Origin of the sequence: Pseudomonas sp. ANT_J12 (genome assembly GCF_008370045.1) — a bacterium.
GTDB lineage: Bacteria > Pseudomonadota > Gammaproteobacteria > Pseudomonadales > Pseudomonadaceae > Aquipseudomonas.
In genome coordinates this window covers 1-20,495 of sequence record NZ_VOBN01000039.1, presented here as the reverse complement: position 1 = coordinate 20,495, position 20,495 = coordinate 1, and the positions used below count along the sequence as shown (strand labels likewise).

General features: G+C 60.0%; 16 protein-coding genes and 2 tRNA genes. 4 read left to right on the top strand and 14 right to left on the bottom strand.

Annotated features, from left to right (window positions below):
• Positions 1 to 160: 160 nt before the first annotated feature.
• Positions 161 to 607 (bottom strand): azurin, encoded by a 447-nt coding sequence (azu, locus tag FQ192_RS33490; protein WP_149662230.1) that lies wholly within the window; start codon positions 605 to 607, stop codon positions 161 to 163.
• A gap of 342 nt (positions 608 to 949) precedes the next feature.
• On the opposite strand from azu, the gene FQ192_RS33485 reads away from it, so the two are divergent.
• The gene (locus FQ192_RS33485; RefSeq protein ID WP_149662229.1) at positions 950 to 1,537 is read left to right on the top strand and encodes a TIGR00730 family Rossman fold protein; all 588 of its coding nucleotides are present in this window, start codon (positions 950 to 952) and stop codon (positions 1,535 to 1,537) included.
• Positions 1,538 to 1,605: 68 nt separating this feature from the next.
• Positions 1,606 to 1,797 (top strand): hypothetical protein, encoded by a 192-nt coding sequence (locus FQ192_RS33480; protein WP_149662228.1) that lies wholly within the window; start codon positions 1,606 to 1,608, stop codon positions 1,795 to 1,797.
• 73 nt (positions 1,798 to 1,870) lie between these two features.
• Here the strand turns inward: FQ192_RS33480 and FQ192_RS33475 are convergent, their stop codons facing one another.
• From FQ192_RS33475 to rnr, 13 genes are all read right to left on the bottom strand, one after another.
• Positions 1,871 to 2,248 (bottom strand): NUDIX domain-containing protein, encoded by a 378-nt coding sequence (locus FQ192_RS33475; RefSeq protein WP_149662227.1) that lies wholly within the window; start codon positions 2,246 to 2,248, stop codon positions 1,871 to 1,873.
• A gap of 126 nt (positions 2,249 to 2,374) precedes the next feature.
• Complete coding sequence (locus FQ192_RS33470; protein ID WP_149662226.1) at positions 2,375 to 3,265, bottom strand: transglutaminase family protein; 891 nt, start codon at positions 3,263 to 3,265, stop codon at positions 2,375 to 2,377.
• A complete protein-coding gene (locus FQ192_RS33465; RefSeq protein ID WP_149662225.1) occupies positions 3,265 to 5,751 on the bottom strand; it encodes a circularly permuted type 2 ATP-grasp protein in 2,487 nt (828 codons plus the stop codon). Before FQ192_RS33465 ends, FQ192_RS33470 begins: the two co-directional genes overlap by 1 nt.
• A gap of 88 nt (positions 5,752 to 5,839) precedes the next feature.
• Positions 5,840 to 9,115 carry a DUF2126 domain-containing protein gene (locus FQ192_RS33460; RefSeq protein WP_149662224.1) on the bottom strand — a complete coding sequence of 1,092 codons (3,276 nt, stop codon included), beginning with the start codon at positions 9,113 to 9,115 and terminating at the stop codon, positions 5,840 to 5,842.
• 174 nt (positions 9,116 to 9,289) lie between these two features.
• Positions 9,290 to 9,808, bottom strand: a complete 519-nt coding sequence (locus tag FQ192_RS33455) for a hypothetical protein (RefSeq protein ID WP_256672440.1) — start codon at positions 9,806 to 9,808, stop codon at positions 9,290 to 9,292.
• A 196-nt stretch (positions 9,809 to 10,004) separates the two neighbouring features.
• Positions 10,005 to 12,308, bottom strand: coding sequence for a YgiQ family radical SAM protein (locus tag FQ192_RS33450; protein ID WP_149662231.1), 2,304 nt, complete (start codon positions 12,306 to 12,308; stop codon positions 10,005 to 10,007).
• A gap of 232 nt (positions 12,309 to 12,540) precedes the next feature.
• Positions 12,541 to 13,935: a replicative DNA helicase gene (gene dnaB / locus FQ192_RS33445; RefSeq protein ID WP_054044099.1), complete on the bottom strand. Its 1,395-nt coding sequence runs from the start codon at positions 13,933 to 13,935 to the stop codon at positions 12,541 to 12,543.
• Positions 13,936 to 14,056: 121 nt separating this feature from the next.
• Positions 14,057 to 14,503 carry a 50S ribosomal protein L9 gene (gene rplI, locus FQ192_RS33440; protein ID WP_054044100.1) on the bottom strand — a complete coding sequence of 149 codons (447 nt, stop codon included), beginning with the start codon at positions 14,501 to 14,503 and terminating at the stop codon, positions 14,057 to 14,059.
• A gap of 19 nt (positions 14,504 to 14,522) precedes the next feature.
• Complete coding sequence (locus FQ192_RS33435) at positions 14,523 to 15,413, bottom strand: hypothetical protein (RefSeq protein ID WP_149662223.1); 891 nt, start codon at positions 15,411 to 15,413, stop codon at positions 14,523 to 14,525.
• 37 nt (positions 15,414 to 15,450) lie between these two features.
• Positions 15,451 to 15,681 (bottom strand): 30S ribosomal protein S18, encoded by a 231-nt coding sequence (rpsR, locus tag FQ192_RS33430; RefSeq protein WP_002551829.1) that lies wholly within the window; start codon positions 15,679 to 15,681, stop codon positions 15,451 to 15,453.
• Positions 15,682 to 15,709: 28 nt separating this feature from the next.
• Positions 15,710 to 16,132, bottom strand: coding sequence for a 30S ribosomal protein S6 (gene rpsF / locus FQ192_RS33425; protein ID WP_007939579.1), 423 nt, complete (start codon positions 16,130 to 16,132; stop codon positions 15,710 to 15,712).
• Between the two features lie 246 nt (positions 16,133 to 16,378).
• Positions 16,379 to 17,143 (bottom strand): 23S rRNA (guanosine(2251)-2'-O)-methyltransferase RlmB, encoded by a 765-nt coding sequence (gene rlmB / locus FQ192_RS33420; RefSeq protein ID WP_149662222.1) that lies wholly within the window; start codon positions 17,141 to 17,143, stop codon positions 16,379 to 16,381.
• Positions 17,140 to 19,779 carry a ribonuclease R gene (gene rnr / locus FQ192_RS33415; RefSeq protein WP_149662221.1) on the bottom strand — a complete coding sequence of 880 codons (2,640 nt, stop codon included), beginning with the start codon at positions 19,777 to 19,779 and terminating at the stop codon, positions 17,140 to 17,142. The genes rlmB and rnr overlap by 4 nt, the downstream gene beginning before the upstream one ends.
• 226 nt (positions 19,780 to 20,005) lie before the next feature.
• Between rnr and FQ192_RS33410 the strand changes: the two genes are divergently transcribed.
• A tRNA-Leu gene (locus FQ192_RS33410) sits at positions 20,006 to 20,092 on the top strand.
• 166 nt (positions 20,093 to 20,258) lie between these two features.
• Positions 20,259 to 20,345, top strand: a tRNA-Leu gene (locus tag FQ192_RS33405).
• Positions 20,346 to 20,495: the final 150 nt, after the last annotated feature.

The following is a 20,495-nucleotide window of genomic DNA, read 5'->3' as shown; positions in this document are numbered from 1 at the left end:
AGCCCCGCACTATGTCCTGCCGCATCGGCGAGAGGAGCGTATTTATCCTCGGGCCATCCGGCTTAAATCACCGAAGTATCCGATCAGAAAGAAAAATGCCAGTCAGCTTAACTGACTGGCATTAGCCTGTGCGGGCGTCTTCTTTTAGATCCTGCAAGAGTTACTTCAGGGTAACCGTGCCTTTCATCATCGAGATGTGGCCCGGGAACGAGCAGAAGAAACCGTACTTTTCAGCAGCATCAAGCTTCGAAACATCGAATGTCACCGAATCAGTCTCTTTGGCACCAATGATTTTGGTGTGAGCAATGATGCGTGCATCACCTTCCGGCAGGTAGTTCTTGTCGATGCCCGCGGCCAGGCCAGCGGTAGCGATTGGCTGCATGTCAGCTTCTTTGCTCAGCACCCAGTTATGACCCATGACGTTTTTCGGCAGGCTGCCGGAGTGGGTCAGTTCCACGGTGAAGGTCTTGCAGCTCTTGTCGATTTCGATGGCCTTGGTGTTGTAGGTCATCTGGTCTGTGGAGTCGATGGTGGTCTTGCACTCCGCAGCCATTAACTGGGCGCTGGCCAGAGTCAGGAGGGATACCGCAACAAGTTTGGCAAACATGGTGAATCTCCAAGGCAGGGTTAACAAATCGCGAATGGACAGAAGACTGCCTGAAAACTTCGCAAGTTCCTATGACCTGAATCAAAAATTGTATACAACTTTCGGGCTATGACACTCATCGAAACAATCTAACAGCCAGGCGTCTGTTCCGGCCCTATCCTCAGGTCGTCATCACTCATCTGGAGCGTCTGTCATGTCCATCAACAGCTTATTGCGCAGTTTGCTCGCCGCCTACGCCTCTGGCGCCAGCGGCACTTATGAAACACCCCAACGCGAGGTTTAGCCCTTGGATCGAGGTGTACCTGCCTTTACTCTGTGGCCATCCTGACCCTGGAGTAAGGCATGTCTATCGCATCCGTTTGTGTATTTTGCGGTGCCAGCACTGGCACCAACCCGGCTTATCGTGAAGCGGCTGTCGCCCTGGGGCGCGCACTGGCCGAGCGCAAGCTGACCCTGGTCTATGGCGGCGGCGCCGTCGGGTTGATGGGGATCGTGGCTGACGCGGCACTGGCGGCGGGCGGTGAAGTGATCGGCATCATCCCGCAAAGCCTCAAGGACAAGGAAATCGGCCACAGTGGCCTGACCCGTCTGGAAGTGGTCGACGGCATGCATGCGCGCAAGGCGCGGATGGCTGAACTCAGCGACGCGTTTGTAGCGCTGCCTGGTGGCTTGGGCACCCTGGAAGAATTGTTCGAAGTCTGGACCTGGGGCCAGCTCGGCTACCACGGCAAACCCCTCGGCTTGCTCGAAGTAAACGGTTTCTATGGCCAATTGACCGCTTTTCTTGATCATATCGTCGGCGAAGGCTTCGTTCGCGAACCACACCGTGACATGCTGCAAGTGAGCGAATCGCCGCAAACTCTGCTCGATGCCCTGGACGCCTGGCAACCCTCGGTCCTGCCAAAATGGGCCGAGCAAAAACCCAGCTAACGGCTAGGCACCGATACAAGGCAGAATATGCGCCGCTCAACCTCACCTTCGACCCCAGAGGATCGCCCATGGCTAAACCTAATTATTCCTTCGCCAAACGTCAGAGAGACTTGGCCAAGGAGCAGAAGAAAGAGGAAAAGCTTCAGCGCAAGAAAGCTACAGCTGAAGAAGAAGCAGCAGCACTGAACCCGGATGCAGAAGGTGAAGTGGCGCCAGAAGACGATGTAGAAGCACCGAAAGATCAGGCGCCCGACGCCTGAGACCCTCAGGGCCCGATGATCTGATCAGGCTCACCGGATCTGTGTCCAGGGTCAGCAGCCCCGCTGCTGACCCTCACAGGCCCAACGCGTTGTGAATCGAATCGCGATACCCCTTGGGCAAGTTGGCCGGCAAGTCCGCCGGATCAAACAGCCCGATCTCCTTGTGTTCATGACTGATTTTCGGCACAAAACCGCCCAGCAATTGGCAGCGGTAAGTCGAGATGAACACGTGTTTGCCAGGGATCACCTCGAACAGATACGAATCCAGCGGCTCCCCCACCTCCACCTCGACGTCCAGCTCCTCGGCGATTTCCCGTGCCAGGCAGCCCGGCGCCGTCTCGCCCAGTTCGATTCGCCCACCGGGTAATTCCCATTCGTCGCGCTCGTTGAGCATCAGCACGATCTGGCCTTCGGGGGATTGCAGGACGCCTTTGATTGAAACCGGGAACATTGAATTCCTCCTCTTATGATCGTTCCCATGCTCTGCGTGGGAATGCCTCACTGGACGCTCTGCGTCCGCTTTGGGACGCAGAGCGTCCCGGGCTGCATTCCCACGCGCAGCGTGGGAATGATCAGCTCAGTCCAGTGGCATTACGGTGACTCGGACTTCCGGATCGTGGTTGCCGCCGCCAAGAATCACCCCACGCAGCGGCGAGACATCGGAAAAGTCCCGGCCCCAGGCCAGGGTGATGTGTTCCAGCGCCGGTTGCACATTGTTCGTCGGGTCGAAGTCTACCCAGCCCAGCACCGGGCAAAACACCGAGACCCAGGCATGGGACGCGTCGGCGCCGATCAATCGCGGCTGGCCCGGTGGTGGCTGGGTCAGCAGATACCCGCTGATATAGCGCGCGGCCAAACCACGAGAGCGCACACACGCGAGCATCAGGTGTGCGAAGTCCTGACAGACGCCGCGCCGTCGCTCCAGCACTTCCACCAGCGGCGTGGCCACTTGGGTCGCTTCGGCATCGAAGGTGAATTCGCTGAAGATCTTCTCCATCAACGCCTGGACGCCCAACAGCAGCGGCCGCCCCGGAGGAAAACAGCTTTCCGAGAATTCGACGAAGTTGCGCTTCAAGTGCACGTACGGCGATTCGAAACGGTAGCGGCAAGCCTCCAGCACCTGCGGTGACAGCGGCTGACTGCTGTAGGTCAGCGCATTGCGGGTTGCTTCCCAGGCCGGCGATTGAGTGAAATCCAGGATCGGACGGGCCAGCACTTCGACCGTAAGCTCGGCGTTCACCAGCAATTCATCGTGGGGCCGTTCGAACGCCAAGCGGGTCAGCGGATTGCCGAACACGTCCAGTTCATCCCGGCGGGTCGTCGGTTCCGGGCTGATCAACAACGCCTGGGCGGTGCAACGCTGCCAATCACAAACGCGCGGCCACAGATGTGCCAGTTGCTGCGCCAGGGACACCGGGCTGTCGTAGTGATAATGGGTGTCGTGGAAAATCTGGTAACGGGCATTCATCAGACGGACACCGTGCGCTGGCTGACATCATCGACATGGGCAAAATGGCGCAAGGCCAGGCGATCCGAGACCTGGCCGCTGGCATCAGCGATTTCTTGCAGCAGATCAGCCAGGCCCTCGATGGCCGCATGGACGCTGGCTTCACCAAACAACGAATTCTCCAGACAGCCCAGATCGAAATGCATCAAGCGCTCCACCAACCGCGGCAACCCAGCCTCGCGCGGGGCGCCGAAATCGTCGTTCAGGCGCTTCAAGGTCCGCGTCACCAGTTTCAACTGGAACAGCACCGCATGGGGGTTCTGCTCGTCCAGCAGCAACAGGTCGAGCACCGGGATCAACTGCGCCACCGCCAGATACCGCGAGCGATAAGTGATGCTGCTGTTACCCAGCTCCAGCAACCATTCCAGCCCAGCCTGATCGAAGGCCCCGGCACCGCGCAGAAACGCCGCGAGGCTGCCACTGAGAAACTGCAAGCGCTCGATTCGCCGGCCGATCATCAAGAAGCGCCAACCTTCGTCCCGGGTCATGTCGTCCAGGGCAAAACCGGACAGCGCCGCCAAAGACATCACCAAGCGGTTGAGGAAATCCAGCAACTCGCCGAAATCCGGTTCTTCGGTTTCCAGTTCCAGTGCCTCGCGCTGCAACTCCACCAGCGCCTGCCAGTTTTCCCGGGAGAGCTTGCCGCGCACTTGCGAGGCGGCCCACTGCAAGCGCTGCAAATTGGAACGCAGGCTGAACGGCCAGTCATCGCCCAGCAACGCAGCGAGTAAGCGCTCCGGCAGTTCGCCTTCGTCGGGCAACAGATGCAGGCGTTCACCGAGGTCGACCGCCGCTTCCAGCGCTTGTGGGTCGTCGCCATCGACGTAGCGCGCCAGCATCACCCGCAGCAGCCGCGCGCTGTCATCGCAGCGCTCGCAGTAACGGCCGAACCAGAACAGGTTCTCCACCACCCGCGAGGGCAGATACGGATCGCGGCGCACCAAGTCATGAACACCGATCGTGCGTTGGGTTTTCCATTGTTCGCCACTCGGCGCTCGTTCACCCAGCACCCACGTGTCCTTGCTCGCGCCGCCGCGCTGCATCGACACCACTTCGGCGTCAGCCTCGGCGGCCACTCGGGTCAGGCCGCCGGGCAACACTCGATAACCCTCACGACTGGCCACCGCGTACACGCGCATGCCGATCGCCCGGGGTTGCAATTGACCGTCCTCGGCCTGCCAGATCGGCGCCTGGGACAACTGCGCCAGTTCTTGCGCGACATAGGCATACGGCCGCGCTTGCATGCGCTCGGCCAGGGCCTTGCGCTGTTTTTCACTCAAATCCCGGCCAAACACCGGCGCAAAGCTCTGGGACGGGAACGCCGGTTTAATCAGCAATTCCGGCAGTTTTTCCAACGCCTGGGCCAGTACCGGCGCTTCACCGCACCACCAGGTGGCGATGGACGGCAGGATCAGTTCTTCGCCGAACAGGAATTGATTGATCCTTGGCAGGAAGCCCAGCAACCCCGGCGACTCCAGCACGCCGCTGCCCAGGGCATTGGCCACCAGCACCCTGCCCTGGCGCACGGCTTCCAGCAACCCCGGCACGCCGAGGGCCGAGTCGGTGCGCAACTCCAGCGGATCGCAGAAATCATCGTCGAGGCGGCGCATGATCGCGTGGACCCGGCGCAGACCGCTCAGGGTTTTCAGGTAGACGGTGGCATCGCGCACCGTCAGATCGCCACCCTCCACCAGTGGATAACCGAGCTGACGCGCCAGGTACAAATGTTCGAAATAGCTTTCGTTGAAGCGCCCCGGCGTCAGCAGCACCACCAGCGGCGCTTCATCGTCACAGGGTGCCTGGCGGGCCAATGTTTCCTGCAAGGTGCGGAAGAATCCGGCCAGGTGCTGCACCTTCAAATCCCGGTACAACTCGGGGAAGGCCCGGGACACGATGGTGCGGTTTTCCAGCGCGTAACCGGCACCGGACGGCGCCTGGGTCCGGTCAGCAGTGACCCACCAACGACCGTCCGGCGTGCGCGCCAGATCCACGGCGTACAGATGCAGAAAGGCCCCGTCAGGCGGAGAAATACCCTGACAAGGCCATAGAAAATTGTTGTGCCCGAACACCAGCTCAGCCGGCAACAAACCTTGCGCGATCAGCCGCTGCGGGCCATACAAATCCGCCAGCACCGCATTTAACAAACGCGCCCGCTGGGCAATTCCGGCCGACAAATGCTGCCACTCATCGGCGGCTATTACATGGGGCAACAGGTCCAGTTCCCAGGGTCGGTCGGCCCCCTTGGGATCGGCGTAGACGTTGTAGGTCACGCCGTTTTCCTGGATTTGCCGGGTCAGCAATGCCTGGCGCTGCACCAGTTGCGTCGGGGTGCTGCGTTGCAATTGGTCGAACAGCCGACGCCAGTGCGGGCGCACCGCGCCGCTGTCGTCGAGCAGTTCGTGATAAGTGCCCGCCGTCAGCGGGTAGCGGTCAAGCAGGTCAGGCATGGAAAGCTCGGCAGACAGCAAAGAACGGTCAGACTAACGCAGGCTCATGACGCCCGGATATACGAAAAATCCGAGCGTCGTGTAGGGCTTAGAAACGTCGTAAATCGAGCGTCATCGGCAGCTCGTCGTTAATCGTCACGTTAGGTATAGGAAGTTTCCCCGGGGTGTGTCCGATTCGGAAGAAGCGTGCCATGCGCCGACTCTCCGCTTCATTGGCATTCACCGGCAGGCTGTCGTAGTTGCGCCCGCCCGGATGGGCGACGTGGTACTGACAGCCGCCCAGGGAACGTTCCATCCAGGTGTCGAGCAGATCAAACACCAGCGGTGCGTGGACCGGGATGGTTGGTTGCAGACAGTTGAACGGTTGCCAGGCACGGAAGCGCACGCCCGCGACAAACTCGCCAACTCGACCGGTCGGTTGCAGCGGCACCGGGATGCCGTTGCAGGTCAACAGGTAACGCTGTGGCGCCAGCCCCGTGACCTTGACCTGCAAGCGCTCCAGGGACGAATCCACATATCGCACCGTGCCGCCGACCGCGCCCTCCTCGCCCAGCACATGCCAAGGCTCAAGGGCCTGACGCACTTCCAGCTCGATAACACTGACGGCGTAATCGCCGACCTTGGGAAAACGAAACTCCAGATGCGCGGCAAACCACTCGGCCCGCACCGGGTAACCGGCGGCATTCAGATCGACGATGACGTCGGCGAAATCCTGTTCGATAAAGTGCGGCAACAGGAAACGATCGTGCAGCTCGGTGCCCCAACGCGCCAGTTTCGGCGGCGCATACGGCTCGCGCCAGAACCGCGCCACCAGCGCCCGCAGCAACAATTGCTGGGCCAGGCTCATGCGCGCGTGGGGCGGCATTTCAAACGCGCGCAACTCCAGCAAACCGAGACGCCCGGTGGCGCCGTCCGGTGAGTAGAGTTTGTCGATGCAGAACTCGGCGCGGTGGGTGTTGCCGGTGACGTCGATCAACAGGTTGCGCAGCAAGCGATCCACCAGCCACGGCGCGCACTCTTCCCCCGGTTTCGGCATCTGGGCGAAGGCGATTTCCAGTTCGTATAAGGAATCGTTGCGCGCTTCGTCCACTCGCGGCGCCTGGGACGTCGGGCCGATGAACAGTCCGGAAAACAGGTAGGACAAGGACGGGTGGTTATGCCAATAACTGATCAGGCTGCGCAGCAGATCGGGACGGCGCAGGAACGGTGAGTCCGCCGGCGTCGCGCCACCGAGGACGAAATGGTTACCGCCGCCGGTGCCGGTGTGGCGGCCGTCGATCATGAATTTCTCGGTGGTCAGGCGAGTCTGTCGCGCTTCTTCATAGAGAAATTCGGTGCGCTCGACCAATTCGTCCCACGTCGCGGACGGCTGCACATTGACCTCGATCACGCCCGGATCCGGGGTGATGCGGAAGTTGCTCAGGCGCGGATCGCTTGGCGGCTCGTAGCCTTCCAGCAAGACCGGGCACAGCAGTTCTTCAGCCGTGGCTTCAATGGCGGCGACCAGTTCCAGGTAATCCTCGACCCGTTCCAATGGCGGCATGAACAGGTACAAGCGGCCCTCCCGCGCTTCGGCGCAGAACGCGGTGCGGGTCAGCCAGTCAGCGGATTCGTCGACCTCGATATCCCGTTCAACCGCTTCGGCCGGCGTGCCCGGGCTGTTCAACTGCTGAGTGTCCGGCAGCGCCGGGAATTCCTGGTTCGGGTCGTTGGGGTAGATGAAGGGATACTCGGCCGCTTTCACCCAAGGCTGCGAGCCCAGCGGCAAGCGATAACCCAGCGGCGAATCCCCCGGCACCAACCGGCAATGTTCGTCGCGCAGGTACCAGCGGCCGCTCTGCCATTGATCGCCCTTGGCGGTGCGCGCCAGCGGCAGGACCTGGCCGATGACCTTGTCCAGCCCTTGGCTGAAGACTTTGCGCAGTCGCGCCCGCTCCAGCGGTTCTTCCAGGCGCGAGTCTTCGGCGCTGACGTTCTGCGGCAACGCGCCTTCGCGCCAGAGGTAATAGAAATTGTCTTCGTAAGCCGGAAACACAAAGCGTGTCGGAATTTTCAGGCGTTCGGCGACACTCGCGAGAAAACGCCCGGCCAGTTCGCCATCGGCGCCGTAGTCTTCTTGCTCATCGGCAATCAGCGCGCTGTTGTGCCAGATCGGCACGCCGTCACGCCGCCAGTAGCAGTTCAGCGACCAGCGCGGCAGTTGTTCGCCGGGGTACCACTTGCCTTGGCCGAAATGCACCAGGCCTTTGGGCGCGTAGTGCTTGCGCATGCGCTGGAACAGCTCGGCGGACAGACGCCGCTTGTCCGGGCCGAGGGCGGCAGTGTTCCATTCGGCGCCGTCCGGATCATCGATGGACACGAAGGTCGGCTCGCCCCCCATGGTCAGGCGCACGTCGCCTTCCAGCAGGTCGGCGTCGATCTGCCGGCCCAGGGCCTGGATCGCCAGCCACTGGTCTTCGGTGTAGGGCTTTGTGACCCGTGGCGCTTCCCAAATCCGCTCCACGGACATTTCGTGGGTGAATTCGCACTCGCACGGTTCCACCAAGCCACTGATCGGCGCCGCAGAGCCCGGATCGGGACTACACGCCAACGGAATATGTCCTTCACCGGCAAACAGCCCTGAGGTCGCGTCCAGGCCGATCCAGCCGGCGCCGGGCAAGTAGACCTCGCACCAGGCGTGCAAGTCCGTGAAGTCCACCTCGGTGCCCGAGGGGCCGTCGAGGCTTTTGACGTCGGCGGTAAGTTGAATCAGGTAGCCGGAAACAAAACGCGCCGCCAAGCCGAGGTTGCGCAGCAATTGCACCAGCAGCCACGCCGAGTCGCGGCAAGAACCGGAGGCGTGTACGAGGGTGTGTTCGGGGGTCTGGACGCCGGGCTCCATGCGGATCAGGTAACCAATGTCTTCGCTCAGACGCTGGTTGAGGGCGACGAGGAAATCCACGCTGGGCAGCGGTGTGCGGTCGATGCCGTCCAGATAGGCCTTGAACTTCGGCGTCAGGGGCAAGGTTTCCAGGTACGGCGCCAGTTCCTTGCGCTCATCGGCGGCGTAAGTGAACGGGATTTTTTCGGCGTAGGGCTCGAGGAAGAAGTCGAACGGATTGAACACCGCCATTTCCGCCAGCAAGTCGACCTCGATGCGCAGCTCATCGGTTTTCTCCGGGAACACCAACCGTGCCAGGTAATTGCCCTGGGGGTCCTGCTGCCAGTTGATGAAGTGCTGCTCGGGCGAGACTTTCAGCGCATAGGACAAAATCCGCGTGCGACTGTGGGCCGCCGGGCGCAGACGAACGATCTGCGGACCGAGCTCGACGGCGCGGTCGTAGCGGTAGTGCGTGACGTGATGCAATGCGACATGAATCGACACGGCGTGCCTCCTGCGAGCCTTAAGCGTATTCGAAAGCGCGCAAGACTTATGCCATCGCGCAGCGCTGGCGCTTTCATGGATTGCTTAGGGCAGTACAGCACCAAAATCGGGCGACGCGGGAAATTGGTTTGGGCCAGGTGCACGCAAATGTTGCAAGCCGCTACGGTGTGAGCCTCACAGCGTGTGCTTCAGGCTCGCTTCGAGCCGCTTGATCCGCCGACGGATGCGGTCGCCCACCTGCAGCACCTTGATCCCACGCTGATAGCGACGCTTGCTCATCAAATACAAACCGATCAGCGCCGGCACCGCCGCGATCCAGGCAAATCCCACATGACCCGCTTCGAGCATCACCAGCAAGGTGATCGACAGGCAGAACACCAGCATCGTGAACAAGCCCCAGACCGCCTTGGGGTAACCGCGAAGCAGCGCGATGAAGCACAGGCACATCACCAGACACCCGCCGAACATGACGAAGAGGACGTACTCCATCATCGGGTAGTCATGTGGGAAAAATGCCGTACCGAACACCGAGCCGGTCAACGACATGGCAAAAATCGTCATCATCATGACCGCCACATGAATCCAGCCGTAGCGCCGCACATACGGTTGCCAGGCCAGCCAGTGGGCGAATTTCAACTGCATGAGTTTGTCGGCGGCGGTGGGTGGCGCGGGGGATTTCTTGCGACGGGACACGGTGTTCTTCCTTGAAGTTGAAAGACTGCAAACTGGATCGTTCCCACGCTCCTGCGTGGGAATGCAGCCGTGACGCTCCGCGTCACTGGACGCGGAGCGTCCCCAGAGGCATTCCCACGCAGAGCGTGGGAACGATCAGCAACGGTTAGCAAAACGCCAACCCGAAGGTTGGCGTTCTGTTGTCAGCGATCAGCGTTTAGCGCGGTACTACCGGCTTACGCGCAGGCTTCGGCCCTTTGCCTTTGGCCGCGTCCTTGCGATCCTTGGCCGCTTGCTGGTTGCGGGCGAACGCCGCAGCCTTGGCCTGTTCGCGTTTGTCCCACGGGTTACCACCTTCACTGGCACGCGGCGGCAGGCCGGTGTGCTGGGTGAGGATCTTGGTGGTTTTCTCGCCTGCCACTTTATGGCTGCCAGCCGGCGTCGAGTTCTTGCGACGGGCGCTCTGGTAGCTGTCGGTGGCCGGTTGATGCAGCGGGATCAACTGAGTCTTGCCCGGCCCGATCAGGTCGGCGCGGCCCATGCGGGTCAGCGCTTCGCGCAACATCGGCCAGCCTTTCGGGTCGTGATAACGCAAGAACGCCTTGTGCAGGCGACGCTGCTCTTCGCTCTTGACGATGGTCACCGTGTCGCTCTTGTACGTGACCTTGCGCAGCGGGTTCTTGCCCGAGTGGTACATCGCGGTGGCGGTGGCCATCGGCGACGGGTAGAACGCCTGCACCTGGTCGGCGCGGAAACCGTTGCCCTTGAGCCACAAGGCCAGGTTCATCATGTCTTCGTCGGTGGTGCCCGGGTGAGCCGCGATGAAGTACGGAATCAGGTACTGCTCTTTCCCGGCTTCCTTGGTGTACTTCTCGAACATGCGCTTGAACTTGTCATAGCTGCCAATGCCCGGCTTCATCATCTGGTTAAGCGGACCTTCCTCGGTGTGTTCCGGGGCGATCTTCAGGTAACCACCGACGTGGTGGGTCACCAGCTCCTTGACGTATTCCGGCGACTCGACCGCGAGGTCGTAGCGCAGGCCGGACGCGATCAGGATCTTCTTCACACCCGGCAAGGCACGGGCGCTGCGATAGAGCTGGATCAACGACGAGTGGTCGGTGTTCAGGTTCGGGCAGATGCCGGGGAACACGCACGACGGCTTACGGCACGCGGATTCGATTTCCGGGCTCTTGCAGGCGATGCGGTACATGTTCGCGGTCGGGCCGCCGAGGTCGGAAATGACGCCGGTGAAGCCTGGGACCTTGTCGCGGATCTCTTCGATTTCACGAATGATCGACTCTTCGGAACGGTTCTGGATGATCCGGCCTTCGTGCTCGGTGATCGAGCAGAAGGTGCAGCCGCCGAAGCAGCCACGCATGATGTTCACCGAGAAGCGGATCATGTCGTAGGCAGGGATTTTTTCCTTGCCGTACGCCGGGTGCGGAACCCGTGCGTAAGGCATGCCGAACACGTAGTCCATTTCTTCGGTGGTCATCGGAATCGGCGGCGGGTTGAACCAGACGTCGACTTCGCCATGCTTCTGCACCAGCGCACGGGCGTTGCCCGGGTTGGTTTCCAGGTGAAGCACGCGGTTGGCGTGAGCATACAGAACGGCGTCGCCACGAACTTTCTCAACCGACGGCAGACGAATCACGGTCTTGTCGCGAGTCATCTTCGGGCTGGCCAGGATCTGCACGACCTTGGCTTCTTCCGGATCTTCAAGCGGCCCCTTTTCCTGCTCGATGGCGCAGGCCTGGGTGTCCTGGGTGTTGACGTACGGGTTGATGATCTTGTCGACCTTGCCCGGACGGTCGATGCGCGTGGAATCGACTTCGTACCAGTCTTTCGGCGTGTCACGACGGATGAACGCGGTGCCGCGCACGTCGGTGATGTCTTCGATCTTGTGACCGTAGGACAGACGCTGGGCGACTTCGACGATCGCACGCTCGGCGTTGCCGTAAAGCAGGATGTCGGCGCAGGCGTCGATCAGGATCGAGTTGCGCACCCGGTCCTGCCAGTAATCGTAGTGAGCGATGCGACGCAGGGAAGCTTCGATGCCACCGAGCACGATCGGCACGTTTTTGTAGGCTTCCTTGCAGCGCTGGCTGTAGACCAGGCTCGCGCGGTCCGGACGTTTGCCCGCCAGGCCACCGGGGGTGTAGGCGTCGTCGGAACGGATTTTCTTGTCGGCGGTGTAACGGTTGATCATCGAGTCCATGTTGCCGGCCGCGACACCGAAGAACAGGTTCGGCTCGCCGAGCTTCATGAAATCGTCTTTGGACTGCCAGTTCGGCTGGGCAATGATCCCGACGCGGAAGCCCTGGGACTCCAGCAGCCGGCCGATGATCGCCATGCCGAACGACGGATGGTCAACGTACGCATCGCCGGTGACGATGATGATGTCGCAGGAATCCCAGCCAAGCTGATCCATCTCCTCCCTGCTCATGGGCAGGAATGGCGCTGGCCCGAAACATTCGGCCCAGTACTTGGGATAGTCAAATAACGGCTTGGCTGCTTGCATCATGTCGATAACCGGTGTTGGCTTTCATTGAATTTCGCGGGCGCGGAATATAGCACAAAAAATAACCAATTCCGACGGCTATGGTCGGAAATAGGTATTGGCCCAAACGCGGAGCAAAAACAAAGACCGCGTTATCGTTCATCGCGAGCAAGCTTTGCTCCTACAGGTCGTGTGTGAACCCTTGTAGGAGCGAGGCTTGCCCGCGAAGAGACCCTATCAAACGCCGAATATCTTATTCGTCGTCGAAGTTGTAGCTACCCGGCGCCAGGTTCTCAAAACGGGTGTACTTACCGATAAACGCCAGGCGCGACGTGCCGATCGGGCCGTTCCGCTGTTTACCGATGATGATCTCGGCGATGCCCTTGTGTTCGGTCTCCGGGTGATACACCTCATCCCGGTATACGAACATGATCACGTCAGCATCCTGCTCGATCGCTCCGGATTCCCGGAGGTCGGAGTTGATCGGACGTTTGTTCGGTCGCTGCTCCAGGGAACGGTTGAGCTGCGACAGCGCCACCACCGGGCAGTTGAATTCCTTGGCCAGGGCTTTCAAGGAACGGGAGATTTCGGAAATCTCGTTGGTCCGGTTATCGCCGCCGGAACCTGGAATCTGCATCAATTGCAGGTAGTCGATCATGATCAGGGCGACATCGCCGTGCTCACGCACCAGGCGTCGGGTCCGCGCGCGCATCTCCGAGGGACTGATACCGGCCGTATCGTCGATGAACAGCTTGCGATCGTTGAGCAAATTGACCGCCGACGTCAGGCGCGGCCAATCGTCGTCGTCGAGGCGACCGGCCCGGACCTTGGTCTGGTCGATGCGGCCCAGGGACGACAACATACGCATGATCAGCGATTCACCTGGCATCTCCAGGGAGTAAACCAGGACGCACTTGTCGCTGCGCAACACGGCGTTTTCCACCAGGTTCATCGCAAAGGTGGTTTTACCCATGGACGGACGGCCGGCGACGATGATCAGGTCAGACGGTTGCAGGCCGCTGGTCATGCCGTCGAGGTCGGTGTAGCCGGTGGACAGGCCGGTAATGGCGTTGTCGGTGTTGAACAAGGTGTCGATGCGGTCGATGGCCTTGGTCAGCAGGTCATTCACGCTCACCGGGCCGCCGGTTTTTGGCCGGGCCTCGGCGATCTGGAAGATCTGCCGTTCGGCTTCGTCGAGAATTTCTTCTGCGGTACGGCCTTCGGGGTTGAAGGCACTGTCGGCGATTTCCGAAGCGATGCCGATCAGTTGGCGCAAGGTGGCCCGCGCGCGGACGATCTGGGCATAGGCCTTGATGTTCGCGACGGACGGCGTGTTTTTCGCCAGTTCGCCGAGGTAACCGAGGCCACCCACTTGCGAAGTCTGACCTTCCTTGTCCAATTGCTCGGCCAGGGTCACGACGTCGATGGGCGAGTTCATGTCCGCCAGTTTGGCGATGGCACGGAAGATCAGGCGGTGGTCATGCCGATAGAAGTCGCCGTCCGACACTTGATCGAGCACGCGTTCCCAGGCGTTGTTGTCCAGCATCAAACCACCGAGCACAGCCTGTTCGGCTTCGATGGAGTGCGGTGGCACCTTCAGGGCAGCGGTTTGCAGATCGTATTGCTCAGGAGCGGAGATATCGTTCATGGCCACTTGAATAGGTTTGTGAAAATCAGGAACTGCAGAAAGACAAAGGGCACGACCTGTAAACAGGATCGTGCCCGATGTTACCGGCAAGCACCCGAGGGTGCCAGCCGACAAGTGCTGCTTAAGCTGCTACCACGACAACGCGTACGGTGGCTTCAACTTCGGCGTGCAGGTGCACGGCTACGTCGAATTCGCCTACGTTGCGGATGGTGCCGTTCGGCAGACGAACTTCGCTTTTTGCCACTTCAACGCCGGAGGCGGTCAGTGCATCAGCGATGTCGTGAGTACCGATCGAACCGAACAGCTTGCCTTCGTCACCAGCGGTGGCAGTGATAGTCACTTCCAGCTCAGCCAGTTGGGCGGCGCGGTTTTCAGCCGAAGTCTTACGGTCTGCTGCGGCTTTTTCCAGCTCAGCGCGACGCTCTTCGAACGCAGCCACGTTGGCAGCGGTCGCAGCGGTAGCTTTGCCGTAAGGCAGCAGGTAGTTACGACCGTAACCAGCCTTAACGTTCACTTTGTCACCCAGGTTGCCCAGGTTGGTGACTTTTTCCAGAAGGATCAGTTGCATGTGAAAATCCTCTTAACTTTTAACCTTCACCGTTCGCGTTATCGGCGTCTTTCGACGCGAGACGACCGCGAAAATCAATCAGGCTGTCGACGATGGCCAAGACCACCAGTAACGGACCGAGCAAGTGCATGAAAGGCACGAGCGTGACGTATATCCCCACCAGCCAGAAACCGGCCAACCGTTTCTGCGCCACCAACCCATGAATCAGGGCCAGACCGGCGAAAAACAGCGGTACGCTGCACAACGGCAACAGGATCAAGGCATGCAACCCGAAAAACGGGGCAACACACATGACGGCCAGCAGCGACAGCGCAACGCCTTTGGGCAGTCGGATGGCGCGAAACTCGCGACCAAAACCGCCGGGGTTATACAACAACGCCTGCCAATAGCGCCCAAGAATCAGGCACAGCACGCTAAAAACCTGCAACGAAACCGCAGTTGAAATGATCGACAGTGGAACAGCCAATGCCGTGAGAAACGCTTTCTGGTCTGCCGAAAACTTCTCGTAGACCTCACCCATCGCCAGCGGCAGGACTTGTTCAAACGTCTGCGCCAGTGACTCGATGAAGGAACTGAATACAGTCCCCAGAATCACCGCAAATAACACTCCCACGACCACGCTGACCAGCAGCACGCGATTCCAGGAATGGCCGGCGCGTAAAACCAACGCCAGACTGCAAGTCCCGAGCAGCACGATTAATGCCGTCGGGTCATGCAGGTAGTGCCAGCTCACTAACGCTGACAACACTCCCAGACCCAGGACGCTCAAGGCGTCCGAACCGCGCCGCAGGAGCACAAGGCAACCTGCAGCGGCACTCAACCAGAACAACAGCGGCAATGCCGCAGATCCGGCCACAACCAGCGTGGCCTGCACCCGTCCCCGCATGATGAATTCAGCTAAGGCACGCATGCATTCGATCCCTTACTTACTTGTCGACTGCCCGGTCTCAGCGGCCGTGGCTGTCGGTGTAGGCCAGCAGGGCCAGGAAGCGGGCGCGCTTGATAGCGGTGGCCAGCTGACGCTGATAACGTGCTTTGGTACCGGTGATACGGCTTGGAACGATTTTGCCGGTCTCGGATACGTAGGCTTTCAGAGTGTTGAGATCTTTGTAATCGATCTCTTTCACGTCTTCAGCGGTGAAGCGGCAGAATTTACGACGACGGAAGAAACGTGCCATGTAATAGGCTCCTCAAAAGGTCCGTGGATTACTCGTCAGCGTTATCGCTGTTGTCGCTGTCATCACTGTCAACGCCTTCGGCGTCGGAGTGCTCAGGACGGTCGCGACGCTCACGGCGCTCACTGCGGTTTTCTTCAGCCTTGAGCATCTCGGATTGGCCGGTAACGGCTTCTTCGCGACGGATGACCAGGTTACGGATCACTGCATCGTTGTAGCGGAAGTTGTCTTCCAGCTCGGCCAGGGCCTTGCCAGTGCATTCAACGTTCAGCATCACGTAGTGAGCCTTGTGAACATTGTTGATTGCATAGGCCAGTTGACGACGGCCCCAATCTTCCAGACGGTGGATTTTGCCGCCGTCTTCTTCGATCAGCTTGGTGTAACGCTCTACCATGCCGCCGACTTGCTCGCTTTGATCCGGGTGGACCAAAAAGATGATTTCGTAATGACGCATGAATGCTCCTTACGGGTTGTAGCCTGCCGTTCAAAAACGGTCAGACAAGGAGTGAATGACACTTATGGACTTGCTTGCGATAGACACATGCGTGCCTGCCGTCACAGCAAGGGGCGCAATTGTAGAGAAGGGACAGGAGAGGTGCAAGGCAATTGGTGATTATTTGAACAGCGGCCTGCAAGCTTCGAGCCTCAAGCTGCAAGCAGGCTGCTTTTAGCTTGAGGCTTGCAGCTTGCAGCTTGACGCTTAGGACTTGCGCGAAGCGCTCGCCTTCACGCTGCGCTGGCGCTGGGCCTCGAACAGGCAAACGCCAGTCGCCACGGAAACGTTGAGACTGCTGACGCTACCGGCCATCGGCAGGTGCACCAGGTAGTCGCACAGATCGCGAGTCAGGCGACGCATGCCGCTGCCTTCGGCGCCCATGATCAGGATGGTCGGGCCGGTCATGTCTTGCTGATACAGACTCTGCTCAGCCTCGCCCGCCGTGCCGACAACCCACAAGCCGCGCTGCTTGAGCTTTTCCAGGGTGCGCGCCAGGTTGGTCACAGCCACCAACGGAATCACTTCCGCCGCGCCGCAGGCCACTTTACGCACCGTTGGGGTCAGGGTGGCTGACTTGTCCTTCGGCACGATCACCGCCAACGCACCGGCCGCATCGGCCGAACGCAGGCAAGCGCCGAGGTTGTGCGGGTCGGTCACGCCGTCGAGCACCAGCAACAGCGGTGCGCCTTCGGAGCGATCGAGCAGTTCGTCGAGCATTGCCTCGCCCCAGACCTGGCTCGGACTCACGTCCGCCACCACGCCCTGGTGCACGCCATCAACCCAGGCATCGAGTTCACGACGCTCAGCGTTGCCGACGGGCACGCGATTTTCATTCGCCAGCGCGATCAGCGCCTGTACACGCGGCTCGCTGCGGCCTTCAGCCAGCCAGATCTGCTTGACGCGTTTCGGGTGGTGACGCAGCAATGCTTCTACCGCGTGCACGCCGTAGATTTTTTCCAACTGACTCATGACTTGGCCTTAGGTTTACGCGCCCCGCCGCTTTTGGCTGGGGCCGAGCCCGCTTTTGGCGGGCCTTTACGGTGTTTGCTCGGCTTGCTGCCGGAAGCCTTTTCAGGCGCCGACCGTCCGGTCTTTCCCCCAGACGCCGCTTTACCGCCGCTTTTCGCTTCAGACAGCAACGCCTGCTTCAGTTCACGGCTTTTGCGCAGCTCGGCGTTTTTTGCCGCCGCATCGCTTGGGCGATAGGCTTCGGGCGCTTTTTCCTTGGCAGGACGACGACCGGTTTTTGCCGGGGCCGGTTCTGCAGCGGTTTTGGCGCCTGTTTTTGCAGCAGAAGCCGCAGGTGCAGGGGTTTCAGTGCCACGTTTCTTGCGACCGATCGGCGCGCTGATGGTCTTTTCAGCCATCTCGAAGTCGATCTTGCGTTCATCGAGGTCAACGCGCATCACGCGCACTTCAACGGTGTCGCCCAGGCGGAAGCTGCGACCGGTACGTTCACCGGCGAGGCGGTGGTGCACAGGATCGAAGTGGTAGTAATCCCCCGGCAGCGCAGTGACGTGCACCAGGCCTTCGACGTAGATGTCGGTCAGCTCGACGAACAGGCCGAAACCGGTCACGGCGGTGATCACACCCGGGAACGACTCGCCCACGCGGTCTTTCATGAACTCGCACTTGAGCCAGTTCACTACGTCGCGGGTCGCTTCGTCGGCGCGGCGCTCGCTCATCGAGCACTGCTCGCCGAGTTGCTCCAGGGCCGCCTCGTCGTACGGATAGATCCGCGCTTTCGGAATGGTCATCGCGCCGGCACGGCGAACGTGCGGTGTGTCTTGCTTGGAATGGATCACGCTGCGGATCGCCCGGTGCGTGAGCAAGTCCGGGTAGCGGCGAATCGGCGAGGTGAAGTGGGTATAGGCTTCGTAATTCAGGCCAAAGTGGCCCTGGTTATCGGCGCTATACACCGCCTGGCTCAACGAACGCAGCATGACGGTCTGGATCAGGTGGAAATCCGGACGGTCCTTGATGCTCGCCAGCAATGCCTGGTAATCCTTCGGCGACGGGCCGTCCTTGCCTTTGTGCAGGGACAGGCCGAGTTCACCGAGGAAGGCGCGCAGTTTTTCCAGACGCTCCGGTGGCGGACCGTTGTGCACGCGATACAGCGCAGGAATTTCGTGTTTCTTCAGGAATTCAGCCGTGGCCACGTTGGCCGCGAGCATGCATTCCTCGATCAGTTTGTGCGCATCGTTACGCACGGTCGGACGAATCTCGGCAATCTTGCGCTCGGTGCCGAAGATGATCCGGGTTTCCTGGGTTTCGAAATCGATCGCGCCACGCACGTGACGAGCGCCCAGCAACACTTTGTATAGCGCGTAAAGCTGCTTGAGGTGCGGCAGAACGTCGGTGTACTCGCCGCGAAGCTGACGGGCTTCGGTGAGTTTCGGCGTTTCGAGCATCGCGCTGACTTTGTTGTAGGTCAGGCGAGCGTGGGAGTGAATCACCGCTTCATAGAAGCAGTAGTCGGTCATCTCGCCGGATTTGGAGATGGTCATCTCACAAACCATGGCCAAACGATCGACGTGCGGATTCAGCGAGCACAGGCCGTTGGACAGCTGCTCAGGCAGCATCGGCACGACGCGCTCAGGGAAGTACACCGAGTTGCCGCGAACCTGGGATTCGTTGTCCAGCGCCGAACCGATCTTCACGTAGCTGGAGACGTCGGCAATCGCCACGTACAACTTCCAGCCACCGGAGAACAGGCGCAGCTTGCCTGGCTTGGATTCGCAATACACCGCGTCATCGAAGTCGCGCGCATCTTCACCGTCGATGGTCACGAACGGCAGATGGCGCAGGTCAATGCGCTTCTCTTTGTCTTTTTCTTCGACTTCAGGCTTGAGCTTGGCGGCTTCTTTCAACACCGCCTCAGGCCATACATGCGGGATATCGTATGCGCGCAGGGCGACATCGATTTCCATGCCCGGCGCCATGTAGTTGCCCACGACCTCAACCACGTCGCCTTGCGGCTGGAAGCGTGGCGTCGGCCAGTGAGTGATCTTCACTTCGACGAACTGACCGATATCGGCATTGGCATTGCGACCCGGCGTGACCAGCACTTCCTGCTGGATCTTCGGATTGTCGGCGACCACGAAGCCGATACCGCCCTCTTCGAAGTAACGGCCGACGATGGTCTCGTGGGCACGGGAAACGACTTCGACGATCATGCCTTCGCGGCGACCGCGACGGTCCAGGCCGGAAACACGTGCCAGTGCACGGTCACCGTCGAACACCAGACGCATTTGCGCCGGGCTCATGAACAGGTCGTCACTGCCGTCGTCCGGCACCAGGAAGCCGAAACCGTCACGGTGACCGCTGATGCGGCCCAGGATCAGGTCGAGCTTATCCACAGGCGCATAGGTGCCGCGACGGGTATAGATGAGTTGAGCGTCGCGCTCCATGGCGCGCAGGCGGCGACGCAGGGCTTCGATCTGGTCTTCTGTGGTCAGACCAAACTCCTCGACCAGCTGCTCGCGGTTAGCAGGCGAACCTCGATCAGCAAGGTGCTGAAGGATCAATTCGCGGCTAGGAATAGGGTTTTCATATTTTTCCGCTTCACGAGCGGCCTCGGGATCGAGGGACTGCCAATCGGCCATTAGAGAGTTTTCACCTTGTCTATATGCGGGTTAGTTTGGCATAGGCGTAATGAAACGGGAAATTTCAGACTGTGACAGCCCATCTAAAGCCCTTTATTGACACCGCAAAGCTGATTTAAATGCCGCTGGCGAAATTTTCCAGGTTTTTTTAGCGACAGGGGTTTACAGTTAAAAAGACGCTCCGTATAGTGCGCGCCATCGACGACGCACTAGCGTTGCCGATACTGCCCAGATGGTGAAATTGGTAGACACGCCAGCTTCAGGTGCTGGTGACCGCAAGGTCGTGGAAGTTCGAGTCTTCTTCTGGGCACCAATTTAGAGCTTGAGATTAGATCAATTTCAAGGCTCACACAAAAACCCGCGAAAGCGGGTTTTTTGCATTCAGGGCTTCTGATTTATTAAAACCAAATCAGGGGTTTACAGATTTAAAAGCGCTCCGTATAGTGCGCCACATCAACAGCGGCGACGTTGCTGATACTGCCCAGATGGTGAAATTGGTAGACACGCCAGCTTCAGGTGCTGGTGACCGCAAGGTCGTGGAAGTTCGAGTCTTCTTCTGGGCACCAATTCAAATTTCAGAGTCGATCTGGAATTTCACAAAAACCCGCGAAAGCGGGTTTTTGCGTTTCTGACCTCCCAAAATCCGGATGCCTGACCTGTAGGAGCAAAGCTTGCTCGCGATGGCGCCCTTGAGATCGCCATCGCGAGCAAGCTTT

Bases quoted from the DNA above. Each gene is read 5' to 3' on its own strand.
- FQ192_RS33435 (WP_149662223.1), bottom strand. From the start codon at position 15,413: ATGCGTGCCTTAGCTGAATTCATCATGCGGGGACGGGTGCAGGCCACG.
- FQ192_RS33450 (WP_149662231.1), bottom strand. From the start codon at position 12,308: ATGCAAGCAGCCAAGCCGTTATTTGACTATCCCAAGTACTGGGCCGAA.
- rlmB (WP_149662222.1), bottom strand. From the start codon at position 17,143: ATGAGTCAGTTGGAAAAAATCTACGGCGTGCACGCGGTAGAAGCATTG.
- rpsF (WP_007939579.1), bottom strand. From the start codon at position 16,132: ATGCGTCATTACGAAATCATCTTTTTGGTCCACCCGGATCAAAGCGAG.
- FQ192_RS33470 (WP_149662226.1), bottom strand. From the start codon at position 3,265: ATGAATGCCCGTTACCAGATTTTCCACGACACCCATTATCACTACGAC.
- rpsR (WP_002551829.1), bottom strand. From the start codon at position 15,681: ATGGCACGTTTCTTCCGTCGTCGTAAATTCTGCCGCTTCACCGCTGAA.
- FQ192_RS33480 (WP_149662228.1), top strand. From the start codon at position 1,606: ATGGCTAAACCTAATTATTCCTTCGCCAAACGTCAGAGAGACTTGGCC.
- FQ192_RS33475 (WP_149662227.1), bottom strand. From the start codon at position 2,248: ATGTTCCCGGTTTCAATCAAAGGCGTCCTGCAATCCCCCGAAGGCCAG.
- FQ192_RS33485 (WP_149662229.1), top strand. From the start codon at position 950: ATGTCTATCGCATCCGTTTGTGTATTTTGCGGTGCCAGCACTGGCACC.
- rnr (WP_149662221.1), bottom strand. From the start codon at position 19,779: ATGGCCGATTGGCAGTCCCTCGATCCCGAGGCCGCTCGTGAAGCGGAA.
- FQ192_RS33465 (WP_149662225.1), bottom strand. From the start codon at position 5,751: ATGCCTGACCTGCTTGACCGCTACCCGCTGACGGCGGGCACTTATCAC.
- rplI (WP_054044100.1), bottom strand. From the start codon at position 14,503: ATGCAACTGATCCTTCTGGAAAAAGTCACCAACCTGGGCAACCTGGGT.
- dnaB (WP_054044099.1), bottom strand. From the start codon at position 13,935: ATGAACGATATCTCCGCTCCTGAGCAATACGATCTGCAAACCGCTGCC.
- azu (WP_149662230.1), bottom strand. From the start codon at position 607: ATGTTTGCCAAACTTGTTGCGGTATCCCTCCTGACTCTGGCCAGCGCC.